This window comes from Psychrobacter sp. NG27, from assembly GCF_016106655.1.
GTDB lineage: Bacteria > Pseudomonadota > Gammaproteobacteria > Pseudomonadales > Moraxellaceae > Psychrobacter.
Genome location: NZ_JADGIN010000007.1, coordinates 1 through 22,808 on the forward strand (window position 1 = coordinate 1; position 22,808 = coordinate 22,808).

Annotated in this window: 37 protein-coding genes; 2 read left to right on the forward strand and 35 right to left on the reverse strand. The window is 43.5% G+C overall.

Annotated elements, in window-relative coordinates:
• Positions 1 to 182: 182 nt before the first annotated feature.
• The 5 genes from acpP to IP485_RS10860 form a co-directional block, all read right to left on the reverse strand.
• The gene (gene acpP / locus IP485_RS10840; protein ID WP_194365175.1) at positions 183 to 419 is read right to left on the reverse strand and encodes an acyl carrier protein; all 237 of its coding nucleotides are present in this window, start codon (positions 417 to 419) and stop codon (positions 183 to 185) included.
• A 271-nt stretch (positions 420 to 690) separates the two neighbouring features.
• Entirely contained in the window at positions 691 to 1,419 is a 729-nt protein-coding gene (gene fabG / locus IP485_RS10845) for a 3-oxoacyl-ACP reductase FabG (protein ID WP_194365174.1), read from the reverse strand.
• Complete coding sequence (gene fabD, locus IP485_RS10850; protein ID WP_198327243.1) at positions 1,416 to 2,384, reverse strand: ACP S-malonyltransferase; 969 nt, start codon at positions 2,382 to 2,384, stop codon at positions 1,416 to 1,418. Before fabD ends, fabG begins: the two co-directional genes overlap by 4 nt.
• 412 nt (positions 2,385 to 2,796) lie before the next feature.
• Positions 2,797 to 2,979, reverse strand: a complete 183-nt coding sequence (gene rpmF / locus IP485_RS10855; protein WP_011512869.1) for a 50S ribosomal protein L32 — start codon at positions 2,977 to 2,979, stop codon at positions 2,797 to 2,799.
• Between the two features lie 318 nt (positions 2,980 to 3,297).
• The gene (locus IP485_RS10860; protein ID WP_198327244.1) at positions 3,298 to 3,891 is read right to left on the reverse strand and encodes a YceD family protein; all 594 of its coding nucleotides are present in this window, start codon (positions 3,889 to 3,891) and stop codon (positions 3,298 to 3,300) included.
• Positions 3,892 to 4,074: 183 nt separating this feature from the next.
• Here IP485_RS10860 and IP485_RS10865 point away from each other — a divergent pair, with 183 nt between their 5' ends.
• Together IP485_RS10865 and IP485_RS10870 are read left to right on the forward strand one after the other, a co-directional pair.
• Positions 4,075 to 4,824, forward strand: coding sequence for an elongation factor P hydroxylase (locus IP485_RS10865; protein ID WP_198327245.1), 750 nt, complete (start codon positions 4,075 to 4,077; stop codon positions 4,822 to 4,824).
• 258 nt (positions 4,825 to 5,082) lie between these two features.
• A complete protein-coding gene (locus IP485_RS10870) occupies positions 5,083 to 5,703 on the forward strand; it encodes an L-threonylcarbamoyladenylate synthase (protein ID WP_198327246.1) in 621 nt (206 codons plus the stop codon).
• 93 nt (positions 5,704 to 5,796) lie between these two features.
• On the opposite strand, the gene rplQ is transcribed toward IP485_RS10870, so the two are convergent.
• From rplQ to IP485_RS11020, 30 genes are all read right to left on the reverse strand, one after another.
• On the reverse strand, positions 5,797 to 6,156 hold the full coding sequence (rplQ, locus tag IP485_RS10875) for a 50S ribosomal protein L17 (protein ID WP_021813387.1): 360 nt from the start codon (positions 6,154 to 6,156) through the stop codon (positions 5,797 to 5,799).
• Positions 6,157 to 6,175: 19 nt separating this feature from the next.
• Entirely contained in the window at positions 6,176 to 7,183 is a 1,008-nt protein-coding gene (locus IP485_RS10880) for a DNA-directed RNA polymerase subunit alpha (protein ID WP_194365170.1), read from the reverse strand.
• An 81-nt stretch (positions 7,184 to 7,264) separates the two neighbouring features.
• A complete protein-coding gene (gene rpsD / locus IP485_RS10885; protein ID WP_010196731.1) occupies positions 7,265 to 7,906 on the reverse strand; it encodes a 30S ribosomal protein S4 in 642 nt (213 codons plus the stop codon).
• A gap of 48 nt (positions 7,907 to 7,954) precedes the next feature.
• Positions 7,955 to 8,344, reverse strand: coding sequence for a 30S ribosomal protein S11 (rpsK, locus tag IP485_RS10890; protein ID WP_045454458.1), 390 nt, complete (start codon positions 8,342 to 8,344; stop codon positions 7,955 to 7,957).
• A 20-nt stretch (positions 8,345 to 8,364) separates the two neighbouring features.
• The gene (rpsM, locus tag IP485_RS10895) at positions 8,365 to 8,721 is read right to left on the reverse strand and encodes a 30S ribosomal protein S13 (RefSeq protein ID WP_149490921.1); all 357 of its coding nucleotides are present in this window, start codon (positions 8,719 to 8,721) and stop codon (positions 8,365 to 8,367) included.
• A 252-nt stretch (positions 8,722 to 8,973) separates the two neighbouring features.
• Entirely contained in the window at positions 8,974 to 9,090 is a 117-nt protein-coding gene (gene rpmJ / locus IP485_RS10900; RefSeq protein WP_010196721.1) for a 50S ribosomal protein L36, read from the reverse strand.
• Between the two features lie 31 nt (positions 9,091 to 9,121).
• Complete coding sequence (gene secY / locus IP485_RS10905; protein ID WP_194365212.1) at positions 9,122 to 10,453, reverse strand: preprotein translocase subunit SecY; 1,332 nt, start codon at positions 10,451 to 10,453, stop codon at positions 9,122 to 9,124.
• Between the two features lie 19 nt (positions 10,454 to 10,472).
• Positions 10,473 to 10,913 (reverse strand): 50S ribosomal protein L15, encoded by a 441-nt coding sequence (rplO, locus tag IP485_RS10910; RefSeq protein ID WP_194365169.1) that lies wholly within the window; start codon positions 10,911 to 10,913, stop codon positions 10,473 to 10,475.
• Complete coding sequence (gene rpmD / locus IP485_RS10915; protein ID WP_010196714.1) at positions 10,913 to 11,092, reverse strand: 50S ribosomal protein L30; 180 nt, start codon at positions 11,090 to 11,092, stop codon at positions 10,913 to 10,915. The genes rplO and rpmD overlap by 1 nt, the downstream gene beginning before the upstream one ends.
• A gap of 20 nt (positions 11,093 to 11,112) precedes the next feature.
• Positions 11,113 to 11,628, reverse strand: a complete 516-nt coding sequence (rpsE, locus tag IP485_RS10920) for a 30S ribosomal protein S5 (protein ID WP_194365168.1) — start codon at positions 11,626 to 11,628, stop codon at positions 11,113 to 11,115.
• 2 nt (positions 11,629 to 11,630) lie between these two features.
• A complete protein-coding gene (gene rplR / locus IP485_RS10925) occupies positions 11,631 to 11,981 on the reverse strand; it encodes a 50S ribosomal protein L18 (RefSeq protein WP_197177624.1) in 351 nt (116 codons plus the stop codon).
• Positions 11,982 to 11,992: 11 nt separating this feature from the next.
• Complete coding sequence (rplF, locus tag IP485_RS10930; protein WP_194365166.1) at positions 11,993 to 12,526, reverse strand: 50S ribosomal protein L6; 534 nt, start codon at positions 12,524 to 12,526, stop codon at positions 11,993 to 11,995.
• 175 nt (positions 12,527 to 12,701) lie between these two features.
• Positions 12,702 to 13,100, reverse strand: a complete 399-nt coding sequence (gene rpsH, locus IP485_RS10935; RefSeq protein ID WP_194365165.1) for a 30S ribosomal protein S8 — start codon at positions 13,098 to 13,100, stop codon at positions 12,702 to 12,704.
• Between the two features lie 11 nt (positions 13,101 to 13,111).
• Positions 13,112 to 13,417 carry a 30S ribosomal protein S14 gene (rpsN, locus tag IP485_RS10940; protein ID WP_021813378.1) on the reverse strand — a complete coding sequence of 102 codons (306 nt, stop codon included), beginning with the start codon at positions 13,415 to 13,417 and terminating at the stop codon, positions 13,112 to 13,114.
• 12 nt (positions 13,418 to 13,429) lie between these two features.
• Positions 13,430 to 13,966 (reverse strand): 50S ribosomal protein L5, encoded by a 537-nt coding sequence (gene rplE, locus IP485_RS10945; protein ID WP_011279797.1) that lies wholly within the window; start codon positions 13,964 to 13,966, stop codon positions 13,430 to 13,432.
• 21 nt (positions 13,967 to 13,987) lie between these two features.
• Positions 13,988 to 14,305 carry a 50S ribosomal protein L24 gene (gene rplX, locus IP485_RS10950; protein WP_194365164.1) on the reverse strand — a complete coding sequence of 106 codons (318 nt, stop codon included), beginning with the start codon at positions 14,303 to 14,305 and terminating at the stop codon, positions 13,988 to 13,990.
• A gap of 8 nt (positions 14,306 to 14,313) precedes the next feature.
• Positions 14,314 to 14,682, reverse strand: a complete 369-nt coding sequence (gene rplN / locus IP485_RS10955; protein WP_010196702.1) for a 50S ribosomal protein L14 — start codon at positions 14,680 to 14,682, stop codon at positions 14,314 to 14,316.
• A 182-nt stretch (positions 14,683 to 14,864) separates the two neighbouring features.
• A complete protein-coding gene (gene rpsQ / locus IP485_RS10960) occupies positions 14,865 to 15,140 on the reverse strand; it encodes a 30S ribosomal protein S17 (RefSeq protein WP_021813375.1) in 276 nt (91 codons plus the stop codon).
• Positions 15,137 to 15,334: a 50S ribosomal protein L29 gene (rpmC, locus tag IP485_RS10965; protein ID WP_102094164.1), complete on the reverse strand. Its 198-nt coding sequence runs from the start codon at positions 15,332 to 15,334 to the stop codon at positions 15,137 to 15,139. Before rpmC ends, rpsQ begins: the two co-directional genes overlap by 4 nt.
• Positions 15,334 to 15,747, reverse strand: coding sequence for a 50S ribosomal protein L16 (rplP, locus tag IP485_RS10970; protein WP_010196693.1), 414 nt, complete (start codon positions 15,745 to 15,747; stop codon positions 15,334 to 15,336). The genes rpmC and rplP overlap by 1 nt, the downstream gene beginning before the upstream one ends.
• A 3-nt stretch (positions 15,748 to 15,750) precedes the next feature.
• Positions 15,751 to 16,479 (reverse strand): 30S ribosomal protein S3, encoded by a 729-nt coding sequence (gene rpsC / locus IP485_RS10975; RefSeq protein WP_194365163.1) that lies wholly within the window; start codon positions 16,477 to 16,479, stop codon positions 15,751 to 15,753.
• Positions 16,480 to 16,482: 3 nt separating this feature from the next.
• Entirely contained in the window at positions 16,483 to 16,812 is a 330-nt protein-coding gene (gene rplV, locus IP485_RS10980) for a 50S ribosomal protein L22 (protein ID WP_010196689.1), read from the reverse strand.
• Between the two features lie 10 nt (positions 16,813 to 16,822).
• Positions 16,823 to 17,098 (reverse strand): 30S ribosomal protein S19, encoded by a 276-nt coding sequence (rpsS, locus tag IP485_RS10985; protein ID WP_194365162.1) that lies wholly within the window; start codon positions 17,096 to 17,098, stop codon positions 16,823 to 16,825.
• 12 nt (positions 17,099 to 17,110) lie between these two features.
• A complete protein-coding gene (gene rplB / locus IP485_RS10990) occupies positions 17,111 to 17,938 on the reverse strand; it encodes a 50S ribosomal protein L2 (protein ID WP_194365161.1) in 828 nt (275 codons plus the stop codon).
• An 11-nt stretch (positions 17,939 to 17,949) separates the two neighbouring features.
• Entirely contained in the window at positions 17,950 to 18,300 is a 351-nt protein-coding gene (gene rplW, locus IP485_RS10995; RefSeq protein WP_011279789.1) for a 50S ribosomal protein L23, read from the reverse strand.
• Positions 18,297 to 18,899: a 50S ribosomal protein L4 gene (rplD, locus tag IP485_RS11000; protein ID WP_197177625.1), complete on the reverse strand. Its 603-nt coding sequence runs from the start codon at positions 18,897 to 18,899 to the stop codon at positions 18,297 to 18,299. The genes rplW and rplD overlap by 4 nt, the downstream gene beginning before the upstream one ends.
• A gap of 14 nt (positions 18,900 to 18,913) precedes the next feature.
• Complete coding sequence (gene rplC / locus IP485_RS11005; RefSeq protein WP_194365159.1) at positions 18,914 to 19,552, reverse strand: 50S ribosomal protein L3; 639 nt, start codon at positions 19,550 to 19,552, stop codon at positions 18,914 to 18,916.
• Between the two features lie 48 nt (positions 19,553 to 19,600).
• The gene (rpsJ, locus tag IP485_RS11010) at positions 19,601 to 19,912 is read right to left on the reverse strand and encodes a 30S ribosomal protein S10 (protein WP_010196670.1); all 312 of its coding nucleotides are present in this window, start codon (positions 19,910 to 19,912) and stop codon (positions 19,601 to 19,603) included.
• A gap of 407 nt (positions 19,913 to 20,319) precedes the next feature.
• The gene (locus tag IP485_RS11015) at positions 20,320 to 21,924 is read right to left on the reverse strand and encodes an Rne/Rng family ribonuclease (protein WP_198327247.1); all 1,605 of its coding nucleotides are present in this window, start codon (positions 21,922 to 21,924) and stop codon (positions 20,320 to 20,322) included.
• A gap of 123 nt (positions 21,925 to 22,047) precedes the next feature.
• Positions 22,048 to 22,746 carry a Maf family protein gene (locus IP485_RS11020; RefSeq protein WP_198327248.1) on the reverse strand — a complete coding sequence of 233 codons (699 nt, stop codon included), beginning with the start codon at positions 22,744 to 22,746 and terminating at the stop codon, positions 22,048 to 22,050.
• Between the last annotated feature and the right edge of the window lie 62 nt (positions 22,747 to 22,808).

The following is a 22,808-nucleotide window of genomic DNA, read 5'->3' on the forward strand; positions in this document are numbered from 1 at the left end:
TGGCTCGTAATTTTAAGTCAATGCTCTATCTGGCGTGTACTATCGTTCATTGTAAAATGAATTGAAGACAGGCCCTAATACATCTGGTAAATTAAAATATACAGTTCCCAAAATCCAGCCATAAAAAAACCGCTTAACCATAAGTTAAGCGGCTTAGTAATCGTCGTTACATTACAAACAAATTATAGCTGTGCTTGTACGTAATCGATCGCTTTTTGAACAGTTGTTAGCTCTGCAGAATCTTCATCAGGAATAGTAATGCCAAAGTCACTCTCAAAAGACATAACTAGCTCAACCAAATCCAATGAATCTGCACCTAGATCTTCCATGAATGAAGCATCAGTATTGATCTCTTCAACATTCATACCTAGTTGCTCAGCCACAGCTGCTTTTACTCTTAGCTCGATATCATTACTCATGTAGATTACTCCTTTATCATCTATTATTTTTAATAAACTGTTATAGCGCCGTATTTCAGCTCTATAGCATAGTATATAAAATGTATTTGCCAGACCGATACTGCTGTCTGATTACCCTATGACATGTTATACAGTCTGTCTAATGCCTAATAAAGCCCTGCTATCATACAGGGCTCTGACACAAAAGTATCCGTTATTATAGCACCCTTTATTATAGTTTACACTCGTTCACACAGTTTTTTATTATAACTGTGTAACACTCGCATATCGACTACATATACATGCCGCCATTGACAGCAAGCACTGCACCGGTGATGTAACTGGCTTCATCGCTGGCTAAGAAATGTACAGCTGCGGCGATGTCTTCTGGTTGACCTAAACGGCTGATAGGCACAGCGTCTAGCATAGAATTCAACAAGCGCTCATCCAGCTCATCTGTCATATCCGTCTCAATCAGACCAGGTGCCACACAGTTGATAGTCACTTGACGTGATCCAATTTCGCGCGCAAGCGTACGGCTAAAGCCTTCTACTCCCGCTTTAGTAGCAGCGTAGTTAGACTGACCTGCATTACCCATTTGAGCGACGACAGAGGTTATATTGATGATGCGACCACGGCGGGCTTTCATCATGCCACGTACCGCGCGTTTGCTCATACGATAAACTGAGGTCAAGTTGGTATCGATGACGTTTTCCCAATCCTCATCTTTCATACGCATGAGTAATCCGTCTTGAGTGATGCCTGCATTATTGACCAATACTTGCACAGCACCATAGACACTCTCAATCTCTTCAAACAACTTGTCAATCTGAGCGGTATCACGTACGTCTAACACACGACCAATGCCACCTGTGTCATGAAGATAATCATCAATCAGCTCAGCGCCCTTTTCGGTGGTGGCTGTGCCAATGACAAAATGCCCTTCTTTCGCAAAACGTTTGGCAACTGCTTTGCCAATGCCGCGGCTTGCGCCTGTCACTAATGTAATCGTACGACTCATGATAACACCTCAAATAATTTTTCTAGACGGGCAGGCTTGTCAGTAGGATAGCTGGTGATTGGTTGTGCTTGACGCTTAGCCAAATTGCTGAGCACGTTTCCACTGCCACATTCGATTAATATATTAATTTGTTTATCAGCCAATTCTTGCATGGTTTTTGACCATAACACAGGCTCGCTCAGCTGCTCTGTCAAGGCTTGCTTTATACCTACCGCGCTTGTCTCAACACGAGCATGTCGGTTTTGAATCACTGGAATAGCCGCTTGATCAAACTTAATCCCAGCCAATATTTCAGCCAACGCAGCACTTGCAGGCTCCATCAACGCACAATGTGACGGCACACTTACCTTAAGTGGAACAGATTTTTTGCCAGTATTTTTTACTTTATCAATCACAGCATTAACACCATCAGCATTACCTGAGATGACGACCTGCCCTGGACTATTAAAGTTGGCTGCACCAACAACCGCTCCTTCAACATGCTCTGTTGCTTGTTCGCACAAGTTTTCGACTCGATTGTCTTCAAGTCCTAACACAGCAGCCATGGCCGTATCGATACCGACAACGGCTTCTTGCATCAACTGACCGCGTTTATGAACTAAGGTTACTGCATCGCCAAGTGATATCACATTGGCAGCACACAAGGCACTGTATTCGCCGAGCGAATGACCTGCTAGATAGCAAGGCGTGTCGGTCATTTTTTGTTGCAAGACGCGCCAAATCGCAATACTAGCCGTGAGTAATGCTGGCTGGGTATAATGAGTTTGACCAAGTTTTTCTTCATCTTGACAGATTGCCCACAAGTCCTCGCCAAGCGCCTCACTCGCTTCGGTAAAAGTATCGCGTATCTCTGGATAAATCTCAGCAAGCTCACTTGTCATAGCGACAGCTTGAGAGCCTTGTCCAGGAAAAACAACCGCAATACGAGCAGGTTGCTTTTTTACCGTATCGGGTACAGAAGCCATAACCAATATTCCTTATCTGATTGAAGATATCCCTAAAAATGATGGGGTATATTATATTATTGGATGTGAGACAACGCCGCTATCTCAGTCAAACGAACAGCGTGTCGATAAACTATACACTGACGCACACTATTATCATAGCGTATCAAAATCAAAGGACGCTATTTTAATAGTATTAACAGATTATATCAGCACAAACTTTGCTCTATCAAAAACTAAAAAGACAAATCCATCTGACAATTAGCCGTTAAGTAAATAACAAAAAGCCAAGTCATCCGGCTACATAATATATGATAGCGAAATAACTTGGCTTTTTTTAGCTCAAAGTGTATTGCTCTGTATCAGCTCAGCAAACGAACAACAGTCACTAGTACTCTCATTAGTCTGCTAAAGCCATTACATAAACAATATCTTAGGCGTCTTGACTAACTTTAAACAACTGACGACCACGGTAAAAACCATCTTTAGTCATGTGATGACGACGATGTTTTTCACCAGTAGTAGCATCAACGCTTATCTCAGCGATTTCCATGCGGTGATGTGAACGGCGCATGTCACGACGAGAACGACTTTTACGACTTTTTTGAACAGCCATGATATAGCTCCTATACTTAAAAGGGATAAGCTTAAAATTCAGCTTTAGTCGATACTGACAGAGGCTATATAATCACAACAACCTAAGTCTTAAGCATCATTAGTTAAATAGATTGCCACTCACATAAACCACTGACTATGTCTAAGATTTATAAAAAATCTGCTTAGTCAGTTTCTATCAGCAAGCAACAAGTTGCTAGAATGCAATAAACCGGACATTATACGCATGTTTATTGGATTAATAAAGCCCTGCCTAGCACTCTTCGGCACAAAGCAGATAAAAGGCTCAATAAATGCATTCTATAAATCATTTTGACGCTTATAATTTGCCTTTGAGGGACGCTAAAGCCGAAAAAGGATTTTCAGTTTCTTCCTCTTCTGGTATCTCACCAAACTGCTCAACCGACATCTCACAATCCTCATGCTTGGGTGCCATCGGTGTCTTCAGCAATATCTCGTCTTCTACCAGTTTTTTAAATGGCAATAGTCGCTCTGGTGATTGCTCAGTAACAATCTCCTCTAACAATAAATAATCCTGCTCTTCATTAACTAGGCGCATTTGGCTTTCATCATCAAGAAGCGCAATATCATACTCATCACTCAAATCAACAGCAATTGGTTGTAGGCAGCGTTGACACGTCAACCAGACTTCGCCAGTCAATGTAAAAGCCAGATGCAGTACATTGTTACGGCGATATAAGTTGGTATTTAGCACGATATTCGATTGTTCGTGTTCGCCAGCTAAAACAGTCGCGAGACGCTCAAAAGAGCTGGGTGCTGCTTCACCTGCCCATTCAAAGCCCGTATCTTCCCACTTATTTAAAGAGATGTTATCAGGCATGCTGTTTGACGCAGGCACTTGTATTTTACTAGCATGAAGCGCTGACGGCTTGTTATCTTGGGTGCTTGACATACGCGGCCTCATTGATCAAAAACGGTGTATAATATTGCCTGCCATACTAACGGAAAGCACTCTATTGTGCTAGCGCTAGTATGTTAATATTTTTTGATGGTGCATTTACTTATGCTCTTTTCATCTTCCCATTTTTTCTAGAGATTTTCTGTCTTTAGCATTTATCGAGTCTGTTTTTTATCTATGAATGTGTCTAACAACCAAGTCGATTTTTATGACTTACTGCCCTTCTCCAAAGCTCAAGTATTGCTACAAAGAATAGAACAGCTGAACAGTACCGTAGAAACATCTTCGGTCGATGCTTTATATTCCAAAAAAAATCGATACTCAGATAAATGGCAGCGTCAGTGGCAAAAAATTCATGCGACCCATGCTGATGAGCTTCTGCAAGATGAGCCTCTGCAAATAGAAGCAAGTTTAGTCATGGATAGTGAACAAGCTGCGACTGATTGGCTAATAGACTTATTCAATGATTTATTTATCGATCAACATGTCGTATTGGTTCACAGTGATGGTGAACCAGAGTATTTTCCCGCACAAGATACTCATGCTGCGAGAATTGAATTTGCCCATGGATTTTTTGCAAGTGCATTGCATGAGCTGAGTCACTGGTGCGTAGCTGGTGACGCTCGTAGACGCCTACCCGACTTTGGCTATTGGTATGCACCTGATGGTCGCACAGCAGCTCAGCAGCAAGCGTTTGAACACGTAGAGATTAAGCCTCAGGCATTAGAGTGTTTGTTTACTTTGGCTTGCGGGCGGCAGTTTCAAGTCTCACAAGACAACTTATTTGCAGATTTTGATACCAGTGACAGCACTTTTGCTGAGGATGTCTATCAGCAAGTAGAAAGCTATATAGTTGAGCCACAGGCTCTGCCACGCGATGCCAAGACTTTATTGCATGCTTTACTCAGTCTTTGTGCGATTGATTAATGACTGATAGCCATAATGGCTCTATTGATGATGATAGCGCTTTTTTTGTTAACGATTTTCTACGCTTAGTAACCCCTTGCCACTAAACATAGTGATGCTTTGAGCTATACTGATGACTGGGACCGTGTCATTAGATAGGTCATATTGGTTAATATTATACGTATTGGCTGATATAGCTATCTAATAAACGCTTTTTATTTAAACCATGAAGCATTTGTACTAATTTAAAAATCAATAATTATAAAATAAGGAACTGTTATGCAAGTATTCTATGTTCATCCAGAAAACCCACAGCCACGTCTCATCGAGCAGGCTGCTGATTTATTGCGCAAAGACCAATTAATTATTTATCCAACAGACACTAGTTATGCGTTTGGTTGCCGCCTTGGTGCAAAAGATGCCTTAGCAAAGCTCAAACAAATTCGCGAACTCGATGACAAACATCAATTCACCTTACTCTGTCGCGACTTAAGCGAAATTGCCAATTATGCTGCAGTAGATAACGTCCAATTTAAGCAGCTCAAGGCTCATACACCCGCGCCAATCACCTTTATTTTGACGGCGACAAAGGACGTGCCGAAGAAATTGGCACATGCTAAGAAAAAAACCATTGGTATTCGCGTCCCTAGCAATCCGATTGCCCAAGCATTATTAGAAGCAATGGATGAACCTATTTTGACCAGCTCATTGATACTACCCAACCGTGACGATATTCTCGACGATCCCTTTGAAATTGAAGAATTGCTAGGTAATCAAATAGATGGCCTTATAAATGCGGGCATAAAAACCACCAAACTTACCACTATCGTAGACATGACCAGTGGCAAACCTGAGGTTATCAGACAAGGTGCTGCTAACGTCGATGCCCTACTTCTCTAATAAACGAATAATACGATTAACCAAATTTGAGACATAAAAAAAAGCTCCAATTGAATTGGAGCCTTTTTTATAAAATATGTCTTTAGTGCAAAATTAGTCGCGATCAACCAATTCTACATAAGCCATTGGCGCATTGTCACCATCACGGTAACCGCATTTTACGATACGCAAATAACCACCTGGACGCGTCTGGTAACGAGGACCTAACGTGCCAAATAATTTGCCTACCATAGCTTTGCTACGCATACGGCTGAATGCTAAACGACGATTAGCAACGCTGTCTTCTTTAGCCATAGTGATCAATGGCTCGGCAACGCGACGTAGTTCTTTAGCTTTTGGTAAAGTTGTTTTAATCAGTTCATGCTCAAATAATGAGTTAGTCATGTTCTGAAACATTGCCTTACGATGACTGCCGGTACGACCCAGCTTGACTCCACTCTTACGATGGCGCATAGTCAAAAATCCTTAAAGTTTAACGGCTACGATAAGAAAAGCGATCATCAACACGAAGGTCAGCTGGTGGCCAGTTATCTAGGCGCATACCGAGCTCTAAATCTTTAGACGCTAACACGTCCTTGATTTCCGTCAATGATTTCTTACCAAGATTTGGGGTTTTTAGAAGTTCAGTCTCTGAACGCTGTACCAAATCACCGATATAGTAAATGTTTTCAGCTTTCAAGCAGTTGGCTGAGCGAACCGTTAGTTCAAGATCGTCCACAGGGCGTAATAGCACCGGATCAACCTCTTCTTTTTCTTTCACAGGCTCAGGCGCTTCTTCAGCTTCTAGGTCAACAAAGATAGAAATCTGTTGTTGTAAAATAGTGGCTGCTTTACGAATTGCTTCTTCTGGATCTATAGTGCCATTAGTTTCAAGCTCAATGATAAGACGATCAAGATCAGTACGCTGCTCTACACGAGCGTTCTCAACCTGATAAGCAACACGAAGTACTGGACTAAAACTTGCGTCAAGTTTTAAGCGTCCAATCGCTTTAGTATCACCATCTTCACGGCGCTGATTTGCTGGCTCATATCCACGACCCATTACTACGCGCAAACGCATCTTAAGATGACCACGGTCACTCAATGTACCCAAGACCAATTCTGGATTGATGATGTCGACATTGTGTGGTAACGAGATATCTGCAGCAGTAATAGTGCCTGGACCTTGTTTGTCCAAGGTCAAAAATACTTCATTTTGGTCATGAAGGGTAATTGCCAAGCCTTTTAGATTCAAAAGCAAGTCAAGTACATCTTCTTGTAGTCCTTCAAGCGTAGAGTATTCATGGTCAACACCATCAATCTCAGCTTCAATGACTGCAGCACCAGGTAATGAAGATAACAAGATACGACGCAGGGCATTACCTAAAGTATGCCCAAAGCCGCGTTCTAACGGTTCGAGCGTGACTTTCGCAATCGTTTCATTAACCGTATCCACGTTAATGGCATTCGGCGTTAGAAACTCAGTTGCATTTAGCATCATGATGTCACCTCGATTTATTAAACTGGTTTAATTAACGTTGATTGCTCAATGCCACTTACATGACATTGAGCAGTTACGTCATTACTTAGAGTATAGCTCAACGATCAAGCTTTCGTTGATTTCAGCAGGTAGATCAATACGATCAGGTGCTTGTTTAAAAGTACCCTGTAGTTTGCTGTGATCAACATCAAGCCATTCTGGAATGCCACGTTGTGTCGCTAGTTCAATAGCGTTTTTAATACGTAGCTGTTCGCGAGACTTCTCTTGGATAGCGATGACATCACCATCTTGAAGCTGAATTGATGGAATGTTCACACGAACAAACTCATCACGGCCAGCTTTTTTTACCATAACAGTGCGATGACTGACTAGCTGACGTGCTTCTGCGCGAGTTGAGCCAAAGCCCATGCGATAAACAACGTTGTCTAGACGACTCTCAAGCATGGCTAGTAGGTTCTCACCAGTAGCACCGCGCTTACGAGCAGCTTCTTTATAGTAGTTAGCAAACTGACGCTCTAGTACACCATAGATACGCTTAACTTTCTGCTTTTCACGCAGCTGTAGAGCGTATTCTGAGGTCTTATTACGGCTTACGCCATGTTGACCAGGTGGACGACCAGCTTTCTTAGTTTTAACGTCGTATGGTTTAACGCCAGACTTAAGACCTAAGTCCGTGCCTTCACGACGTGATAATTTTAATTTTGGTCCAATATAGCGGGCCATTGTTATGTCTCCTATAAGCTTTTGATATAAAAAGCTTCGTCTTTAATATTAGACGCGGCGCTTTTTCGGCGCACGGCAACCATTGTGTGGGATTGGGGTTACATCAGAGATGCTGTTAACTTTATAACCCAATGCACCTAGTGCTCTTACCGCAGACTCACGACCCGGTCCTGGTCCTTTGACCAAAACATCGATATTCTTAACACCATATTCTTGGGCCGCTTTACCAGCGACTTCAGCTGCAACCTGAGCTGCAAATGGTGTAGATTTACGTGAACCACGGAAGCCTTGTCCACCTGAAGTGGCCCAAGCCAATGCATTACCTTGACGATCGGTAATCGTAACAATGGTGTTATTAAAAGACGCATGGATATGGGCAATGCCCTCCGATACTGAACGACGAGTCACCTTTTTGCGACTGCGAGTGTCTTTTGCCATCTTTTAGCTTCCTAAGTTAATTATCTTTTGAGAGGGCGTGTCGGACCCTTACGAGTACGAGCGTTGTTCTTAGTATTCTGGCCTCTAACTGGCAAGTTACGACGATGGCGGATACCACGGTAGCAACCAAGATCAACTAAACGCTTGATATTCATTGACACTTCACGACGAAGATCACCTTCAGTCATGTATTCTGCAACTTGTGCACGGATAGCATCTAACTGTGTATCATCTAACTGACTGACTTTAGTAGTAGGGGCAATGCCAACTGCTTCTAAGATTTTCTGAGCAGTGGTACGACCTACACCAAAGATGTAAGTTAGTGAAATAACAGCATGCTTATTATCCGGAATGTTTACGCCGGCAATACGAGCCATTGATTTCTCTCCATTAAAGAAAAATGGGCTTTATCTATCGATAAGGCATTATTTTTCAGATTTGTTGCTGTAAATACTAGAGCTTTCATAGCTATCGTCATTGCTTCGACTTGGTTACAAGCTTATTCACTGACTTTATTATAAAAGATTTCGTATAAACACGGCAAGTGGCGGATGATATCGCATCCGCCGTTATTTTTCAAGCATTAATTTAATTAATAGAGAAAGTCAGGGACTTTCTCATCTTAACTATTAACCTTGACGTTGCTTGTGGCGAGGTTCAGCTGTACAAATGATATGTACACGGCCTTTACGGCGCACAACTTTACAGCTACCACAAATCTTTTTAACTGATGCTTGAACTTTCATAGCATGCTCCTTGAAATATCGTACCGCTCATTTAAGGTTGAGTGGGCGATTGAATTAACGTCTGATCATGATATTGATGGGTCATCAAATGCGCCTGAATCTGCGAAATGAAATCCATTACCACAACCACCATAATCAGTAAAGACGTACCACCGAGTTGAAACGGCACACCAAACGATGACTGGACGACCATCGGCATTAAACAAATAACCGTCATATACATCGCGCCAATAAAGGTCAGTCGGTTTAACACATGATCGAGGTAACGCTGAGTTTGTTGTCCGGGGCGAATACCTGGGATATACGCACCACTACGTTTAAGGTTTTCTGCTACTTCACGTGGGCTAAATACCAATGCCGTGTAAAAATAACAAAAGAAAATAATCATTGCGCCAAACAGTACCAAATATAGCGGCTGTCCTGGAGACAACACCAATGCCATATTCTGTAATATTTTTTGTGTGAAAGTAGGATCAGTTGATTGACCGACCCATTGCCCTAAACTCGCTGGAAACAACAATAAAGAACTGGCAAAAATAGCTGGGATAACCCCTGCCATGTTTAGCTTCAACGGCAAATGTGATTGCTGTTGAGCATATATCTTGCGACCTTGTTGTTGCTTTTGTGCGTAGTTCACGGGAACACGGCGCTGAGCACGTTCAATATAAACAATACCAGCAGTTACCGCGATACCTAGTAACACAAAAATAAACAGTACAATCAAATTCATTTGACCTTGATTGACCTGTTCAATTGACTGCGAAATCATACCTGGCGTACCAGCCACAATACTCGCAAAAATGAGCATTGAAATACCATTACCTACGCCGCGCTCTGTAATCTGCTCACCAAGCCACATTAAGAACATAGCGCCCGCTACTAAAGAAGTAACTGCTGGAATATAAAAGGTAAGACCAGAAGATAAGGTAAGATTTTGGCTGATTAGGCCAGCACACATTCCTAATGACTGTACTAGTGCTAATGCAAGCGTCCCTTGACGGGTGTACTTGTTTAGCTTACGCCGTCCCGCTTCACCCTCTTTTTTGAGAGCTTCAAGCGATGGCAATACTGCAGACATCATCTGTACAATAATTGATGCTGAAATATACGGCATGATGCCAAGTGCCATAATAGACATACGTTCTAGCGCACCACCTGAGAACATGTTAAACATGCTCAAAATGGTGTTTTCGTTGCGCGAAAACAGATCAGCCAAGTTAACCGGATTGATACCCGGCACTGGAATATGTGATCCTAAACGATAAACAATCAATGCGCCGATTAAGAATAATAAACGCGTCCATAATTCATCATACTTGCGTATGAAGGCAAATGGGTTAAGCGGAATACCAGACGATGACATTGATTGCTTTGACACGTTACTACTCCTCGATGCTACCACCAGCAGCTTCGATTGCTAGCTTAGCGCCTTTAGTTACTTTGATACCTTTAAAGGTATAAGCTTTAGTAACTTCGCCTGATAGCATAACACGGGCACGCTTCATATCATGACGGATAAGGTTAGCAGCTTTAAGTGTTTCAACGCTAACCACATCACCTTCAATTTTATTCAGTTCAGAAAGACGTACTTCAGCAGTCTTCATAGCCATTTTACTGGTAAAACCGAATTTTGGAAGACGACGATATAAAGGCATCTGACCACCTTCAAATCCTGAGCGTACGCTCGAACCTGAACGAGATTTCTGACCTTTCACACCACGACCACCAGTCTTACCAAGACCAGAACCGATACCACGACCACGACGTTGTGCAGTTTTCTTTGCGCCAACACCTGGTGATAATTCATTTAATCTAAGACCCATTACGCTTCCTCCACTTTTACCATGTAGTTAACGCGATTTACCATACCACGAGTTGAAGGAGTATCTTCTACTTCAACAGTATGATTAATACGGCGTAAACCCAATCCTTTCAAGCTCGCTTTGTGGCTCTTTAGGCGATGGGCACCCGATTTAAATTGAGTGACTTTCATTTTTTTCATCGTAACTCACCTAGTCTAAGTTAACCCAAGATTTCGTCTACAGATTTACCACGTTTAGCTGCCATCTTCTCTGGAGTTGACATATCACGTAAACCGTTAAACGTTGCGCGAACAACGTTAGCAGTATTGGTAGAACCATAACATTTAGTCAAAACATTCTTAACACCAGCAACTTCTAATACAGCACGCATTGCGCCACCGGCGATTACGCCAGTACCTTCAGATGCAGGTTGCATATAGACTTTACTAGCACCATGACGTGCTTTGATTGGATGATACAAAGTTGCATCATTTAGCTCAACAGTAATCATATTACGTTTAGCAGCTTCTAGTGCTTTTTGGATAGCAGCTGGCACTTCACGTGCTTTACCACGACCAAAACCAACACGACCGTTGCCATCACCCACTACAGTTAATGCAGTGAAAGAGAAAATACGACCACCTTTAACAACTTTTGCAACGCGATCAACGGTAACTAAGCGTTCTACTAGACCGTCAGTCTGTTCATTTTTATCATTTTTATCATTTCTAGCCATGATTAAAACTCCAATCCGTGTTCGCGAGCAGCTTCTGCCAAAGCTTTAACTCGACCATGATATTTAAAACCACTACGGTCAAAGGCAACTTTAGTAATACCAGCTGCTTTTGCGCGTTCTGCGATCATTTGGCCCACAGACGTTGCTGAATCAGCATTGCCAGTCGCGCCTGAACGCAAGCTGCCGTCTAAGGTAGATGCCTGAGCAATCACTTCACCACCGTTCGGAGAGATAATCTGGGCATAAATATGTTTCGACGTGCGGGTAACCGTTAGACGATGTACGCCTAAGAAACGGATATGCGCGCGGGTTTTCTTAGCTCGACGCAGACGAGCTGCTTTTTTATCAAACATTTCAACTCACCTTATTTTTTCTTGGCTTCTTTGCGAATCACATGCTCGTCACTATAACGAATACCTTTACCTTTATAAGGCTCAGGTGGGCGGAAACCACGGATATTAGCCGCTGCTTGACCAAGCTGCTGTTTATTGTTTGATTTCAAAACAATTTCAGTTTGCGTTGGGGTTTCAGCTGACACACCTTCAGGCAACGTATATTCTACTGGATGAGAGTAACCGACGTTCAAAGTTACTTTGTTACCAGTAATTTGTGCGCGATAACCAACACCAATTAACTGAAGACGTCTTTCAAAGCCTTCGTTCACGCCTTTAACATAGTTGTTAACAAGAGCGCGCATGGTGCCAGTGTGCATCATAGCTTCTTTTGAATCGACTGTAGGTGAGAAAATGATAGCATCATCTTCCTGTTTCAGCTCGACCAATGCATGCAGGCGTAAAGACAAAGTGCCATTCTTGCCTTTAACTTCGACCTGCCGATCGTTCAAAGTAACGCTTACGCCATTTGGCAGCGTCACTGGGGCTTTAGCCACACGAGACATAGGAATATTCCTTAAAAAATTTAACTTCTTTATATTAGCGAAAAAACTAACAGGCTAAAAAGCGTGTTAGTTTAGCATAGTTGACCGCGTTAGACACCTACCAATGTTAAATAACTTATCATTAACACATCAATAGAAGCCTAACAACGTCAAGTAGACTTTATCGTCGTGTAGCTTACGCTACAAATGCGACGATTTCACCACCGATACCAGCAGCGCGTGCAGCACGATCACTCATGATGCCTTGGCTAGTTGATACGATAGCAACACCCATACCTTGCTTAACAGTAGGGATAGCGTCTTTACCGCGGAACTGGCGTAAACCAGGACGGCTAAAACGTTGAATCGTTTCGATGACAGCACGGCCTTCGAAGTATTTTAATTCAATAGTTAGGGTTGCTTTGTTGTTTTCTTCTTCAGCAACAACAGCAGTGGCCACATAACCTTCGCTAACTAACAAATCAGCGATTGATTTGCGTAATTTAGAGCTCGGCATTGCTACCGATACTTTGTTAGCCATTTGTGCGTTACGAATACGGGTTAGCATATCCCCAACGGTATCTTGCATACTCATATAGTTACCCCTTACCAGCTTGCTTTACGAACACCAGGCACATCGCCTTGCATGACACGCTCACGCAGCATATTGCGTGATAAGCCAAACTTGCGGAAGTAACCGTGAGGACGACCGGTGATAGCACAACGATTGCGCAGACGTACTGGTGATGAATTGCGTGGAAGAGCTTGTAGCTCTAACATTGCTTCCATACGAGTTTCGTCACTTGCAGTCATATCACTGATAGTTTCTTTTAGCTTGATACGCTTATCAGCGTATTTAGCAACCATTTTTTCGCGCTTTAATTCGCGGTTAATCATGCTCTTCTTTGCCATAACGTCTTTACCTTATTTAAATGGGAAGCCGAATGCTTTAAGCAACGCACGACCTTCTTCATCAGATTGAGCTGACGTGGTGATTGTCACATCCATACCGCGGATACGATCAATCTTGTCAAAATCTACTTCTGGGAACACGATCTGTTCTTTGATACCCAATGAGTAGTTACCACGTCCGTCAAAGGCTTTAGGTGAAAAACCGCGGAAATCACGAATACGAGGAATTGCAATGGCAACGAGACGATCTAAAAATTCGTACATTTGCTCACCGCGTAGCGTTACTTTACAGCCAATTGGCCATTCTTCACGAATCTTAAAGCCAGCAACTGATTTACGCGCTTTGGTGACAACAGGTTTTTGACCAGCAATCGCTGTCATATCAGCTACAGCACCTTCAAGCAATTTCTTGTCTTGAGACGCGCCACCAACACCCATGTTAAGCGTGATTTTAGTGATTTTAGGCACTTGCATCACATTCGCCAAACCAAGCTCTTCTTTGATTTGCTGCTTTAGTTCTTCGTTATATAAAGATTTTAATCTTGCCATTACCATTACACCCTTAGTGTCTTACGCAGTCGCCACTACTTCACCGTTCGAACGATAGACGCGTTGTTTGTTGCCGTCTTCGCCGAACTGATAAGTAATACGATCAGCTTTTTGGGTTTGCGCATTTAATATTGCGACATTTGAAATATGTAGGAAAGCTTCTTGCTTAAGAATGCCGCCTTCAACGCCAGTTGCCTGATTTGGCTTCTGATGTTTAGTGACAATGTTAACGCCTTCAACTTTGATACGATCATTTTTTACAGCTTGTACAGTACCTTGCTTGCCTTTGTCTTTCCCAGCAATCACGATAACTGTATCGCCTTTACGTAATTTTGACATGGATTACCTCACAATACTTCTGGTGCTAGTGATACAATTTTCATAAACTGATCACCACGTAGTTCACGAGTTACCGGTCCAAAAATACGAGTTGCAATCGGCGCTTTGTTTTGGTTCAACAATACCGCAGCATTGTCATCAAAACGTAACACAGAACCATCAGGGCGACGAACGCCTTTTTTGGTACGTACAACTACTGCATTCATCACGTCGCCTTTTTTAACACGACCACGCGGAATGGCTTCTTTAACCGTTACTTTAATAATGTCGCCAACTGATGCATAACGACGATGAGAACCACCCAGTACTTTAATGCACTGAACTCTTCTTGCACCGCTATTGTCTGCAACTTCCAGCATTGACTCAACCTGAATCATAGCGTTACTCCACACGTATGAGCAATAAAAACCAGTTGCTGCCGCTAGCACAGTATGAGTAGACGGCATTTTAATATAAATAACCGCGACTTACTCTTAATGTGAGTGATATACGCTCGGCGCAATCAGCATCCTTAAAAAGGCGGCTATTTTAACAGCTTCTGGCTTTTAATGCAATTTACTTAGATTTTTTCTACTTTTTCAACCACATCAACCAAAGTCCAAGACTTGGTTTTTGAGATTGGACGCGTTTCTTTGATACGGACAAGATCGCCTTGTTGGCAAACATTATTCTCATCATGTGCTTTGATTTTTGTAGAACGACGAAGCTGCTTGCCATACAAAGGATGACGAACCAGACGCTCAATCAAAACTGTGATGGACTTGTCCATCTTGTCGCTAACAACTCGACCTGTCAATACGCTAGCATTGGTAGCTGTTTGATTGTTATCGCTCATGAGTCGCCTCGTTGTTTCTCGTTAATCAAAGTCTGAAGCTGAGCAATCGTGCGACGATTGTCACGTACTTCATGGGTATTACCCAACTGACCAGTTGCTTTAGCCATACGAATACGGAAAGCATCAAGTTGCTTTTCATCAAGTAACTGGGTCAGTTCTTCTAATGATTTATCACGTAATTCACTGATCTTCATTACATTATCGTCCGCTTAACAATGGTAGTTTTAAAGGGCAGTTTTGCTGCAGCAAGCGTGAAAGCTTCACGTGCAAGCTCTTCTGGTACCCCTTCAATTTCATATAGCACTTTACCAGGTTTGATTTCGCATACCCAATACTCTACAGGACCTTTACCTTTACCCATACGTACTTCTAGAGGCTTGTTGGTAATAGGCTTGTCTGGGAATACACGAATCCAAATCTTACCGCCACGCTTAATTTTACGAGTGATGGTACGACGTGCTGCTTCGATTTGACGGGCTGTCATACGACCGCGCGTCAATGATTTTAGACCAATTTGTCCGAATGCAACGGTGCTTCCACGATGAGCTAGCCCAGTGTTACGACCTTTGTGCATTTTACGAAACTTGGTACGTTTTGGCTGTAACATAGTTTAACCTCTGTCTGAGTTTCGACGGTTTCCGTTTCCGCGACCACGGCGTTTTGGCGCACGAGCCTGCTCTTCTTTGACCGGATTATAAACGCTGTTCATACCGTCAAGAATCTCTCCGCGGAAAATCCAAACTTTAACACCGATAGTGCCGTAAGTTGTCTCTGCACGAATTGACGCATAGTCAATATCAGCACGGAGTGTATGCAGTGGCACACGACCTTCACGGTACCATTCAGTACGAGCAATCTCAGCGCCGCCAAGACGGCCAGACAGCTCAACTTTAATACCTTTAGCACCAGAGCGCATGCTGTTTTGTACCGCGCGCTTCATCGCACGACGGAACATAACACGACGCTCAAGCTGACTGCTGATACCGTCTGCTACCAAACGTGCATCAAGATCAGGTGACGTGATTTCTTCAATGTTGACCTGAGCAGGTACGCCCATAATTTTGGTCAATTCTTTTTGAAGTCTTTCGATATCTTCGCCTTTCTTACCGATAACAATACCAGGACGCGCAGTGGCGATGGTAATCTTAGCGGCGCCAGTAGGACGCTCGATCATGATGTTGCTGATCATAGCGTTGTCTAGCTTTTTGCGTAGATATTCACGAACACGAATGTCGTTGATTAGGTATTCTGAGTATTGTTTAGGGCTAGCATACCAGTTTGCGTTATGCTTTTTTACAACACCAAGACGAATTCCGATTGGATGTACTTTTTGACCCATAACTTATTCTCCTACCTTTATAGTGATGTGACAAGTACGCTTGCTGATACGATCAGCGCGGCCTTTGGCACGTGGTAGGATACGTTTTAGCGTAATGCCTTCATCAACGTAGATAGTTGATACTTTAAGCGTATCAATATCTAAACCGTTGTTGTTTTCGGCATTGGCGATGGCTGAGTTAAGACATTTCTTAACAAACACAGCGCCTTTCTTATTGCTATACGTTAGGATATCCAAAGCACGCTCAATAGATTTGCCACGAACTTCATCAGCAACGAGTCTAACTTTTTGTGCCGATATGGCGGCACCGCGTAATTTTGCAGTTACTTCCATGGTAAGCACCTTATCTCTTAGCTTTTTTGTCAATGCCGTGACCACGATACGTACGAGTCGGGGCAAATTCACCTAGTTTATGACCAACCATCTGTTCGCTCACGATAACCGGTACATGAGTACGGCCGTTGTGAACAGATAAAGTTAGGCCAACCATTTGTGGCAGGATCATCGAGCGGCGCGACCAAGTTTTAATTGGCTTGCGTGAGTTGGTTTCTAATGCATTCTCAACTTTAGCAAACAAATGCGCGTCTATGAATGGACCTTTTTTCAATGAACGAGGCATGAAATTCTTCCTTTATTTCTTCTTGGCGCGGCGGCGGATGATCATGTTGTCAGTACGCTTATTGCTACGCGTTTTAAGTCCTTTAGACTTCTGACCCCAAGGGCTAGTTGGATGGCGACCTTTGTTACGACCTTCACCACCACCATGTGGGTGATCAACCGGGTTCATAGCGACACCACGAACTGAAGGACGAACACCACGCCAACGTGAAGCACCGGCTTTACCAAGTGATTTCAAGTTGTTTTCAGTGTTAGAAACTTCACCAATAACAGCACGGCAATTCACGTGTACACGGCGAGTTTCGCCAGAACGTAAACGTAGAATAGCATAAATACCGTCACGACCTAATAACTGAACACTAGCACCCGCTGCGCGAGCCATCTGTGCACCTTTACCGATTTTAAGTTCGATATTGTGAATCACAGTACCCAATGGGATATTTTTTAGTGGTAAACAGTTACCTGGACGAATTGGAGAGGCTTCGCCTGACATTACTGTATCGCCAACTGCTTGTTTTTTAGCAGCGATGATGTAACGACGTTCGCCATCAGCATACTTAAGTAGTGCAATATGTGCAGTACGGTTAGGATCGTATTCGATACGCTCTACCGTTGCTGGAATATTGTCTTTAGTACGTTTGAAATCGATAATACGATAATGCTGCTTATGACCACCGCCAATGTGACGAGTAGTGATACGGCCATTATTGTTACGACCACCGGTCTTACTTTTTGATTCTAGAAGCGCTGCAAACGGACGACCTTTATAAAGGTGTGGATGCACTACTTTTTCAACAAAACGACGGCCTGGTGATGTTGGCTTTGCTCTTACGATAGGCATGAGTGTAATCCTTATTCGTTATTCGCTGTTTCACTAGTAGAAGCAGTCGTATTAGCGACCTCTTCACCAGCATCAGCCATTTGTACATCTTGACCAGCTTTTAAGGTAACATAGGCTTTTTTGTAGTCGTTACGACGGCCGATACTTTTACCAAAACGCTTTGTCTTACCTTTAACATTCAAAGTGTTTACTTTTAAAACTTCAACACCTTCAAACATCATCTCAACTGCTTTTTTAACTTCAAGCTTAGTAGCCTTAGAGTCAATTTTAAATACCTGCACACCAAGTGAGTCGCCAAGCATTTGAGATTTCTCTGAGAATACAGGTCCTCTTAGGATCTGATAAAGTCTTGCGTTATTCATGCTAGTGCTTCCTCAAATTGTTTCGCAGCTTCAACTGACATGATTACTTTATCAAAAGCAATCAAGCTCACTGGATCCACTTCACTTGTACCAAGTACATTGACATGTGGGATGTTGCGAGCAGCTAAGTATAAGTTTTCGTCAACTTCTTTAGTGACGATCAAGGCACGAGGTGCACCAAGCTCATTTAACTTTGCGATCAGCTCTTTGGTCTTAGGACCAGAAACGCTTAGCTCTTCAACCAAAATCAGACGCTCTTGGCGAATCAATTCGGCTAGGATGCACTGCATTGCACCGCGATACATCTTACGGTTAACTTTCTGTGACCAATCTTGTGGTTTAGCCGCGAATGCACGACCGCCCCCACGCCAGATTGGGCTACGAATAGAGCCCGCACGAGCGCGACCAGTACCTTTTTGGCGCCATGGCTTAATACCACCGCCAGAAACTTCGGCACGGGTTTTTTGTGCGCGTGTACCTTGGCGAGCACCAGCTAAATAAGCGGTGACGACTTGATGCACTAGTGCTTCGTTGAATTCACGACCAAATGCCGTATCAGAAAGCTCAACCGCAGCACCTGTAACTGTTTTTAAATCCACGTTAATCCCCTTGCTTAGGCTTTGACTGACGGACGTACGATAACATCGCCACCGGTGGCACCTGGGATAGCACCCTTGATGACAAGTAACCCTTTTTCGGCATCAACCGAAATCACTTCTAGGCCTTGAACAGTAACACGTTTGTTACCCATCTGACCCGCCATCTTTTTGCCTTTGAATACTTTACCTGGTGACTGGTTTTGACCAGTTGAACCATGTGCACGATGAGACACTGAGTTACCATGAGTAGCATCTTGCATACTAAAGTTGTGACGCTTTACAGGACCTTGGAAACCTTTACCTTTACTGTTTCCTGTCACATCAACCATCTGACCTTGTTCGAACAAGTCAGCTAGAATCTCGCCACCAATCTCACGACCTTCAAGATCGCTTTCATTGGCACGAAATTCCCAAACACCACGACCAGCGGCAACGCCAGCTTTAGCGAAGTGACCTTTTTGAGCTGCTGTTACGCGGCTGTCACGACGGGTACCTGTGGTAACTTGGATGGCTTGATAGCCATCTACATCAGTATTTTTTACTTGAGTAATGCGGTTAGCACTGATCTCAACCACTGTTACAGGGATAGAAGCACCTGTTTCAGTGAAGACACGGGTCATGCCGCATTTTTTACCGACTAAACCGATCGCCATTTTAGACCTCTTTATATCTTATATTAATGGGTTGGGTGTTTATGTGCATTAACCCAAAGCAATTTGAACGTCAACACCCGCCGCCAAGTCAAGCTTCATTAGCGCATCCACAGTTTTGTCGGTAGGTTGAACGATGTCAACCATACGCTTATGAGTACGAATTTCGTACTGATCACGAGCGTCTTTGTTTACGTGTGGTGAAGTTAGAACGTTGAAGCGCTCAATGCGAGTCGGCAACGGTACAGGACCACAAACTTGCGCACCGGTGCGCTTTGCAGTATCAACGATCTCTTGTGCAGATTGATCAATCAGACGATGATCAAAAGACTTAAGACGGATACGGATTCTCTGGTTAGCCATGCCAGCAAGCTCCTAATATGTGCTTTCGTCATTCTTGCGTTGCAAGATCATGATCAAAAGCAGTTTGGTTAAATATTCACTTAAAGCGGCCTTCTGTTCTTAACCAGAATGAGTTCTTTATCCGAACTTGTAGCGTGCCAAAAGCAAAATAGTTTAAAGCCCCGCCGACCCTCCTATAATTGGAAAGCAGCAAAGGCATAATGAAATAGTGCCAGAAACGATGCTCTGGCTGTCATAGCGCCAGCTTTTTTAGTCAGCTGCGCATATATAATTCAGTGGTGTATATTATACATAGTATTCTACCGATTGCAAGGGCAATATCTAGAACGACTAAAGATATCAAGTAATTAAGGTAACTTCTTAGATAAGCTAACCTTATGAAAACCGACTGATTCTATTTAATAAAATCAATCTAGCACGATATCATACTGCTCTTGCGTATAAAGGTTTTCTACGTCAAAGGTAATGACTCTGCCTAGCAAATACTCTAAATCTGCAACGGTATCAGATTCTGAGGTTAGCAGTAAATCAATGACAGCGGCATGTGCCACGACAGTGAACTTTTTGGGAGAGTTATAAGTACGAGCGCAGCGCATGATCTCACGGAATATCTCAAAGCAGACGGTTTCGGCCGTTTTAACAAAGCCGCGTCCTTGACACGTTGAACAAGGCTCACAGAGCTGCTGCCCGAGCGACTCTCGGGTACGCTTACGGGTCATCTCTACCAAGCCAAGCTCACTAACCTGCGTAATCTTGGTTTTTGCATAGTCTTGGGTGAGCTGCGACTGTAGACTCTCTAGCACATCGTCTTTATGCTGCTGCTCCAGCATATCGATAAAATCTAGAATAATAATACCACCCAGATTGCGCAGACGTAGCTGACGGGCAATGGCATGTGTGGCTTCTAGATTGGTTTTGTAAACCGTGTCTTCTAGCGATCGACCGCCTACAAAAGAGCCTGTATTAACATCGATTGTGGTCATTGCTTCAGTCTGATCGATAATCAGGTAACCACCCGACTTTAGATCAACGCGGCGCTTTAACGCATCACGTAAATCATCCTCAACGCGGTGCACATCAAAGAGAGACTGTTCTGCGGTGTAGTGCACGATGCGATCATAGACAAAAGGCACGAATTCTTTGGCAAAGGCTCTGACTTGCTCATAGATTTGCGCATTATCGACGATCACCTTTTCGGTATCGGCATGAACCAAATCACGAATAGAGCGCAGCGGTAGAGCAAGCTCTTGGTAGATAAGCTCTGAGCTTTGGTGATGATTGATCTCTTGACGACGGGCACAGATGGTACGCCACAGCTGCAGTAGGTAGTAGATGTCTTCTTCTAACTTATCGACAGGGACACGCTCAGCGGCAGTACGGGCGATGAGGCCGCCTTTTAGGTTGACGGTCTGCATCAAGCTGCTAAGCTCTGTTTTTAAGCGGGTACGCTCTTCTTCACCATCGATACGTTGCGAGATACCGATATGTTCGCTCGATGGCAAATACACCAGATAGCGTGAGGGTAGCGAGATATTGGTCGTTAGACGCGCGCCTTTACTGCCCAACTGATCTTTAGTCACTTGTACCAAGATACGCTGACTCTCATGCAAACGATGCTGAATCAGTGTCTTGGACACAGGGATGATCTCAGAGCTTTGCGTGCTGACGACTGGCGGCGTCATTGCCAAGCTCTCATCAGCTGTCGCTAGGATAGCGTCGCCACTATCAATGTCCTTATTAGTACCTTTGGCAGCTTTGTTTTTATTTTCTGCCACTGGACGAGGTAGTCTCTGCATATCATTGACGTGCAAAAACGCTGTCCGTGACTGACCGATATCAACAAAAGCTGCTTGCATACCTGGAAGGACACGAACGACTGTGCCCAAATAAATATTGCCGACCAATCCCAGCTTGTGATGTCGCTCGATATAGATCTCGCCCAAAATACCGTTGTCTAAAACAGCAACGCGGGATTCCATTGGACTAATATTAATCAGCAGCTCTTCGGACATAGTTTTCTCTTATCTCTTAGCTTTTTATTAGACGTTCATCGTCTATTAGAGTGACAGTGTAACAAATGCGCTTGGCTCTTGCCCATCAGCCTACCGTGTCATTATGTGCATATCCCACTATAATCAGTGTGCGGACTTTTCACTGTCTGGTGTCATGTTTTTGATAAGCGCCAGTGTCTGCGCCAGCGGTAATCCAACCACATTGGTATAGCTACCATTGATACGGCTAACCCAAGCAGCGCCCAGCCCTTGGATACCATACCCACCCGCTTTGTCAGCTGGCTCTCCACTGTCCCAGTAGTCACTCATCATTGCTTGCGTCAATGCAATAAAAGTCACTGAAGTGCGCTCAAGAATATGCTGCTGGTCAATTATTTGAAAAACTGGATCACATTTTGAGGCGTTGTCTAATGTACCCTCTGATGTACTGCCTGATGCTCTAGGCTTTAAGTCTACTAGAGTCGCCTGTACGGCTGTCCACACTTCGTGTTCGGTATCGGACATCTGCTGCCACATCGTATAGGCATGCTCACGATTAGTTGGTTTGACCAATACCGTCTTACCATCTGCCAGTACACCAATCGTATCAGAAGTCAAAATCATGCAAGATGTCGCGCCATCTTGATCGCTGTCCATAGTCTGATTTAATTGCTGTATAGCAGCATTGGCTTTAGTGGCGACCATGCGCTCGATATAGTCTGTTGGTGATTCATCATTGTGCCATGTCTCATTAACATCGACGCTCAAGATAGTAAAATCTAACTTTGTTCTTGCTAGCAGTTCTCGGCGACGTGGCGAACCAGATGCTAGGATGACCTTCATGATGACTCTCTCAATAAATAAATACGGGGTATAGATACTTGCTATTTACGATGCTAATGACA

Excerpts from the sequence above, each read along its gene's own strand:
- acpP (WP_194365175.1), bottom strand. The coding sequence starts at position 419 with ATGAGTAATGATATCGAGCTAAGAGTAAAAGCAGCTGTGGCTGAGCAA.
- fabG (WP_194365174.1), bottom strand. The coding sequence starts at position 1,419 with ATGAGTCGTACGATTACATTAGTGACAGGCGCAAGCCGCGGCATTGGC.
- fabD (WP_198327243.1), bottom strand. The coding sequence starts at position 2,384 with ATGGCTTCTGTACCCGATACGGTAAAAAAGCAACCTGCTCGTATTGCG.
- rpmF (WP_011512869.1), bottom strand. The coding sequence starts at position 2,979 with ATGGCTGTTCAAAAAAGTCGTAAAAGTCGTTCTCGTCGTGACATGCGC.
- IP485_RS10860 (WP_198327244.1), bottom strand. The coding sequence starts at position 3,891 with ATGTCAAGCACCCAAGATAACAAGCCGTCAGCGCTTCATGCTAGTAAA.
- IP485_RS10865 (WP_198327245.1), top strand. The coding sequence starts at position 4,075 with ATGAATGTGTCTAACAACCAAGTCGATTTTTATGACTTACTGCCCTTC.
- IP485_RS10870 (WP_198327246.1), top strand. The coding sequence starts at position 5,083 with ATGCAAGTATTCTATGTTCATCCAGAAAACCCACAGCCACGTCTCATC.
- rplQ (WP_021813387.1), bottom strand. The coding sequence starts at position 6,156 with ATGCGCCATCGTAAGAGTGGAGTCAAGCTGGGTCGTACCGGCAGTCAT.
- IP485_RS10880 (WP_194365170.1), bottom strand. The coding sequence starts at position 7,183 with ATGATGCTAAATGCAACTGAGTTTCTAACGCCGAATGCCATTAACGTG.
- rpsD (WP_010196731.1), bottom strand. The coding sequence starts at position 7,906 with ATGGCCCGCTATATTGGACCAAAATTAAAATTATCACGTCGTGAAGGC.
- rpsK (WP_045454458.1), bottom strand. The coding sequence starts at position 8,344 with ATGGCAAAAGACACTCGCAGTCGCAAAAAGGTGACTCGTCGTTCAGTA.
- rpsM (WP_149490921.1), bottom strand. The coding sequence starts at position 8,721 with ATGGCTCGTATTGCCGGCGTAAACATTCCGGATAATAAGCATGCTGTT.
- rpmJ (WP_010196721.1), bottom strand. The coding sequence starts at position 9,090 with ATGAAAGTTCAAGCATCAGTTAAAAAGATTTGTGGTAGCTGTAAAGTT.
- secY (WP_194365212.1), bottom strand. The coding sequence starts at position 10,453 with ATGTCATCGTCTGGTATTCCGCTTAACCCATTTGCCTTCATACGCAAG.
- rplO (WP_194365169.1), bottom strand. The coding sequence starts at position 10,913 with ATGGGTCTTAGATTAAATGAATTATCACCAGGTGTTGGCGCAAAGAAA.
- rpmD (WP_010196714.1), bottom strand. The coding sequence starts at position 11,092 with ATGAAAAAAATGAAAGTCACTCAATTTAAATCGGGTGCCCATCGCCTA.
- rpsE (WP_194365168.1), bottom strand. The coding sequence starts at position 11,628 with ATGGCTAGAAATGATAAAAATGATAAAAATGAACAGACTGACGGTCTA.
- rplR (WP_197177624.1), bottom strand. The coding sequence starts at position 11,981 with ATGTTTGATAAAAAAGCAGCTCGTCTGCGTCGAGCTAAGAAAACCCGC.
- rplF (WP_194365166.1), bottom strand. The coding sequence starts at position 12,526 with ATGTCTCGTGTGGCTAAAGCCCCAGTGACGCTGCCAAATGGCGTAAGC.
- rpsH (WP_194365165.1), bottom strand. The coding sequence starts at position 13,100 with ATGAGTATGCAAGATACCGTTGGGGATATGCTAACCCGTATTCGTAAC.
- rpsN (WP_021813378.1), bottom strand. The coding sequence starts at position 13,417 with ATGGCAAAGAAGAGCATGATTAACCGCGAATTAAAGCGCGAAAAAATG.
- rplE (WP_011279797.1), bottom strand. The coding sequence starts at position 13,966 with ATGGCAAGATTAAAATCTTTATATAACGAAGAACTAAAGCAGCAAATC.
- rplX (WP_194365164.1), bottom strand. The coding sequence starts at position 14,305 with ATGTCAAAATTACGTAAAGGCGATACAGTTATCGTGATTGCTGGGAAA.
- rplN (WP_010196702.1), bottom strand. The coding sequence starts at position 14,682 with ATGATTCAGGTTGAGTCAATGCTGGAAGTTGCAGACAATAGCGGTGCA.
- rpsQ (WP_021813375.1), bottom strand. The coding sequence starts at position 15,140 with ATGAGCGATAACAATCAAACAGCTACCAATGCTAGCGTATTGACAGGT.
- rpmC (WP_102094164.1), bottom strand. The coding sequence starts at position 15,334 with ATGAAGATCAGTGAATTACGTGATAAATCATTAGAAGAACTGACCCAG.
- rplP (WP_010196693.1), bottom strand. The coding sequence starts at position 15,747 with ATGTTACAGCCAAAACGTACCAAGTTTCGTAAAATGCACAAAGGTCGT.
- rpsC (WP_194365163.1), bottom strand. The coding sequence starts at position 16,479 with ATGGGTCAAAAAGTACATCCAATCGGAATTCGTCTTGGTGTTGTAAAA.
- rplV (WP_010196689.1), bottom strand. The coding sequence starts at position 16,812 with ATGGAAGTAACTGCAAAATTACGCGGTGCCGCCATATCGGCACAAAAA.
- rpsS (WP_194365162.1), bottom strand. The coding sequence starts at position 17,098 with ATGCCTCGTTCATTGAAAAAAGGTCCATTCATAGACGCGCATTTGTTT.
- rplB (WP_194365161.1), bottom strand. The coding sequence starts at position 17,938 with ATGCCTATCGTAAGAGCAAAGCCAACATCACCAGGCCGTCGTTTTGTT.
- rplW (WP_011279789.1), bottom strand. The coding sequence starts at position 18,300 with ATGAATAACGCAAGACTTTATCAGATCCTAAGAGGACCTGTATTCTCA.
- rplC (WP_194365159.1), bottom strand. The coding sequence starts at position 19,552 with ATGGCGATCGGTTTAGTCGGTAAAAAATGCGGCATGACCCGTGTCTTC.
- rpsJ (WP_010196670.1), bottom strand. The coding sequence starts at position 19,912 with ATGGCTAACCAGAGAATCCGTATCCGTCTTAAGTCTTTTGATCATCGT.
- IP485_RS11015 (WP_198327247.1), bottom strand. The coding sequence starts at position 21,924 with ATGTCCGAAGAGCTGCTGATTAATATTAGTCCAATGGAATCCCGCGTT.
- IP485_RS11020 (WP_198327248.1), bottom strand. The coding sequence starts at position 22,746 with ATGAAGGTCATCCTAGCATCTGGTTCGCCACGTCGCCGAGAACTGCTA.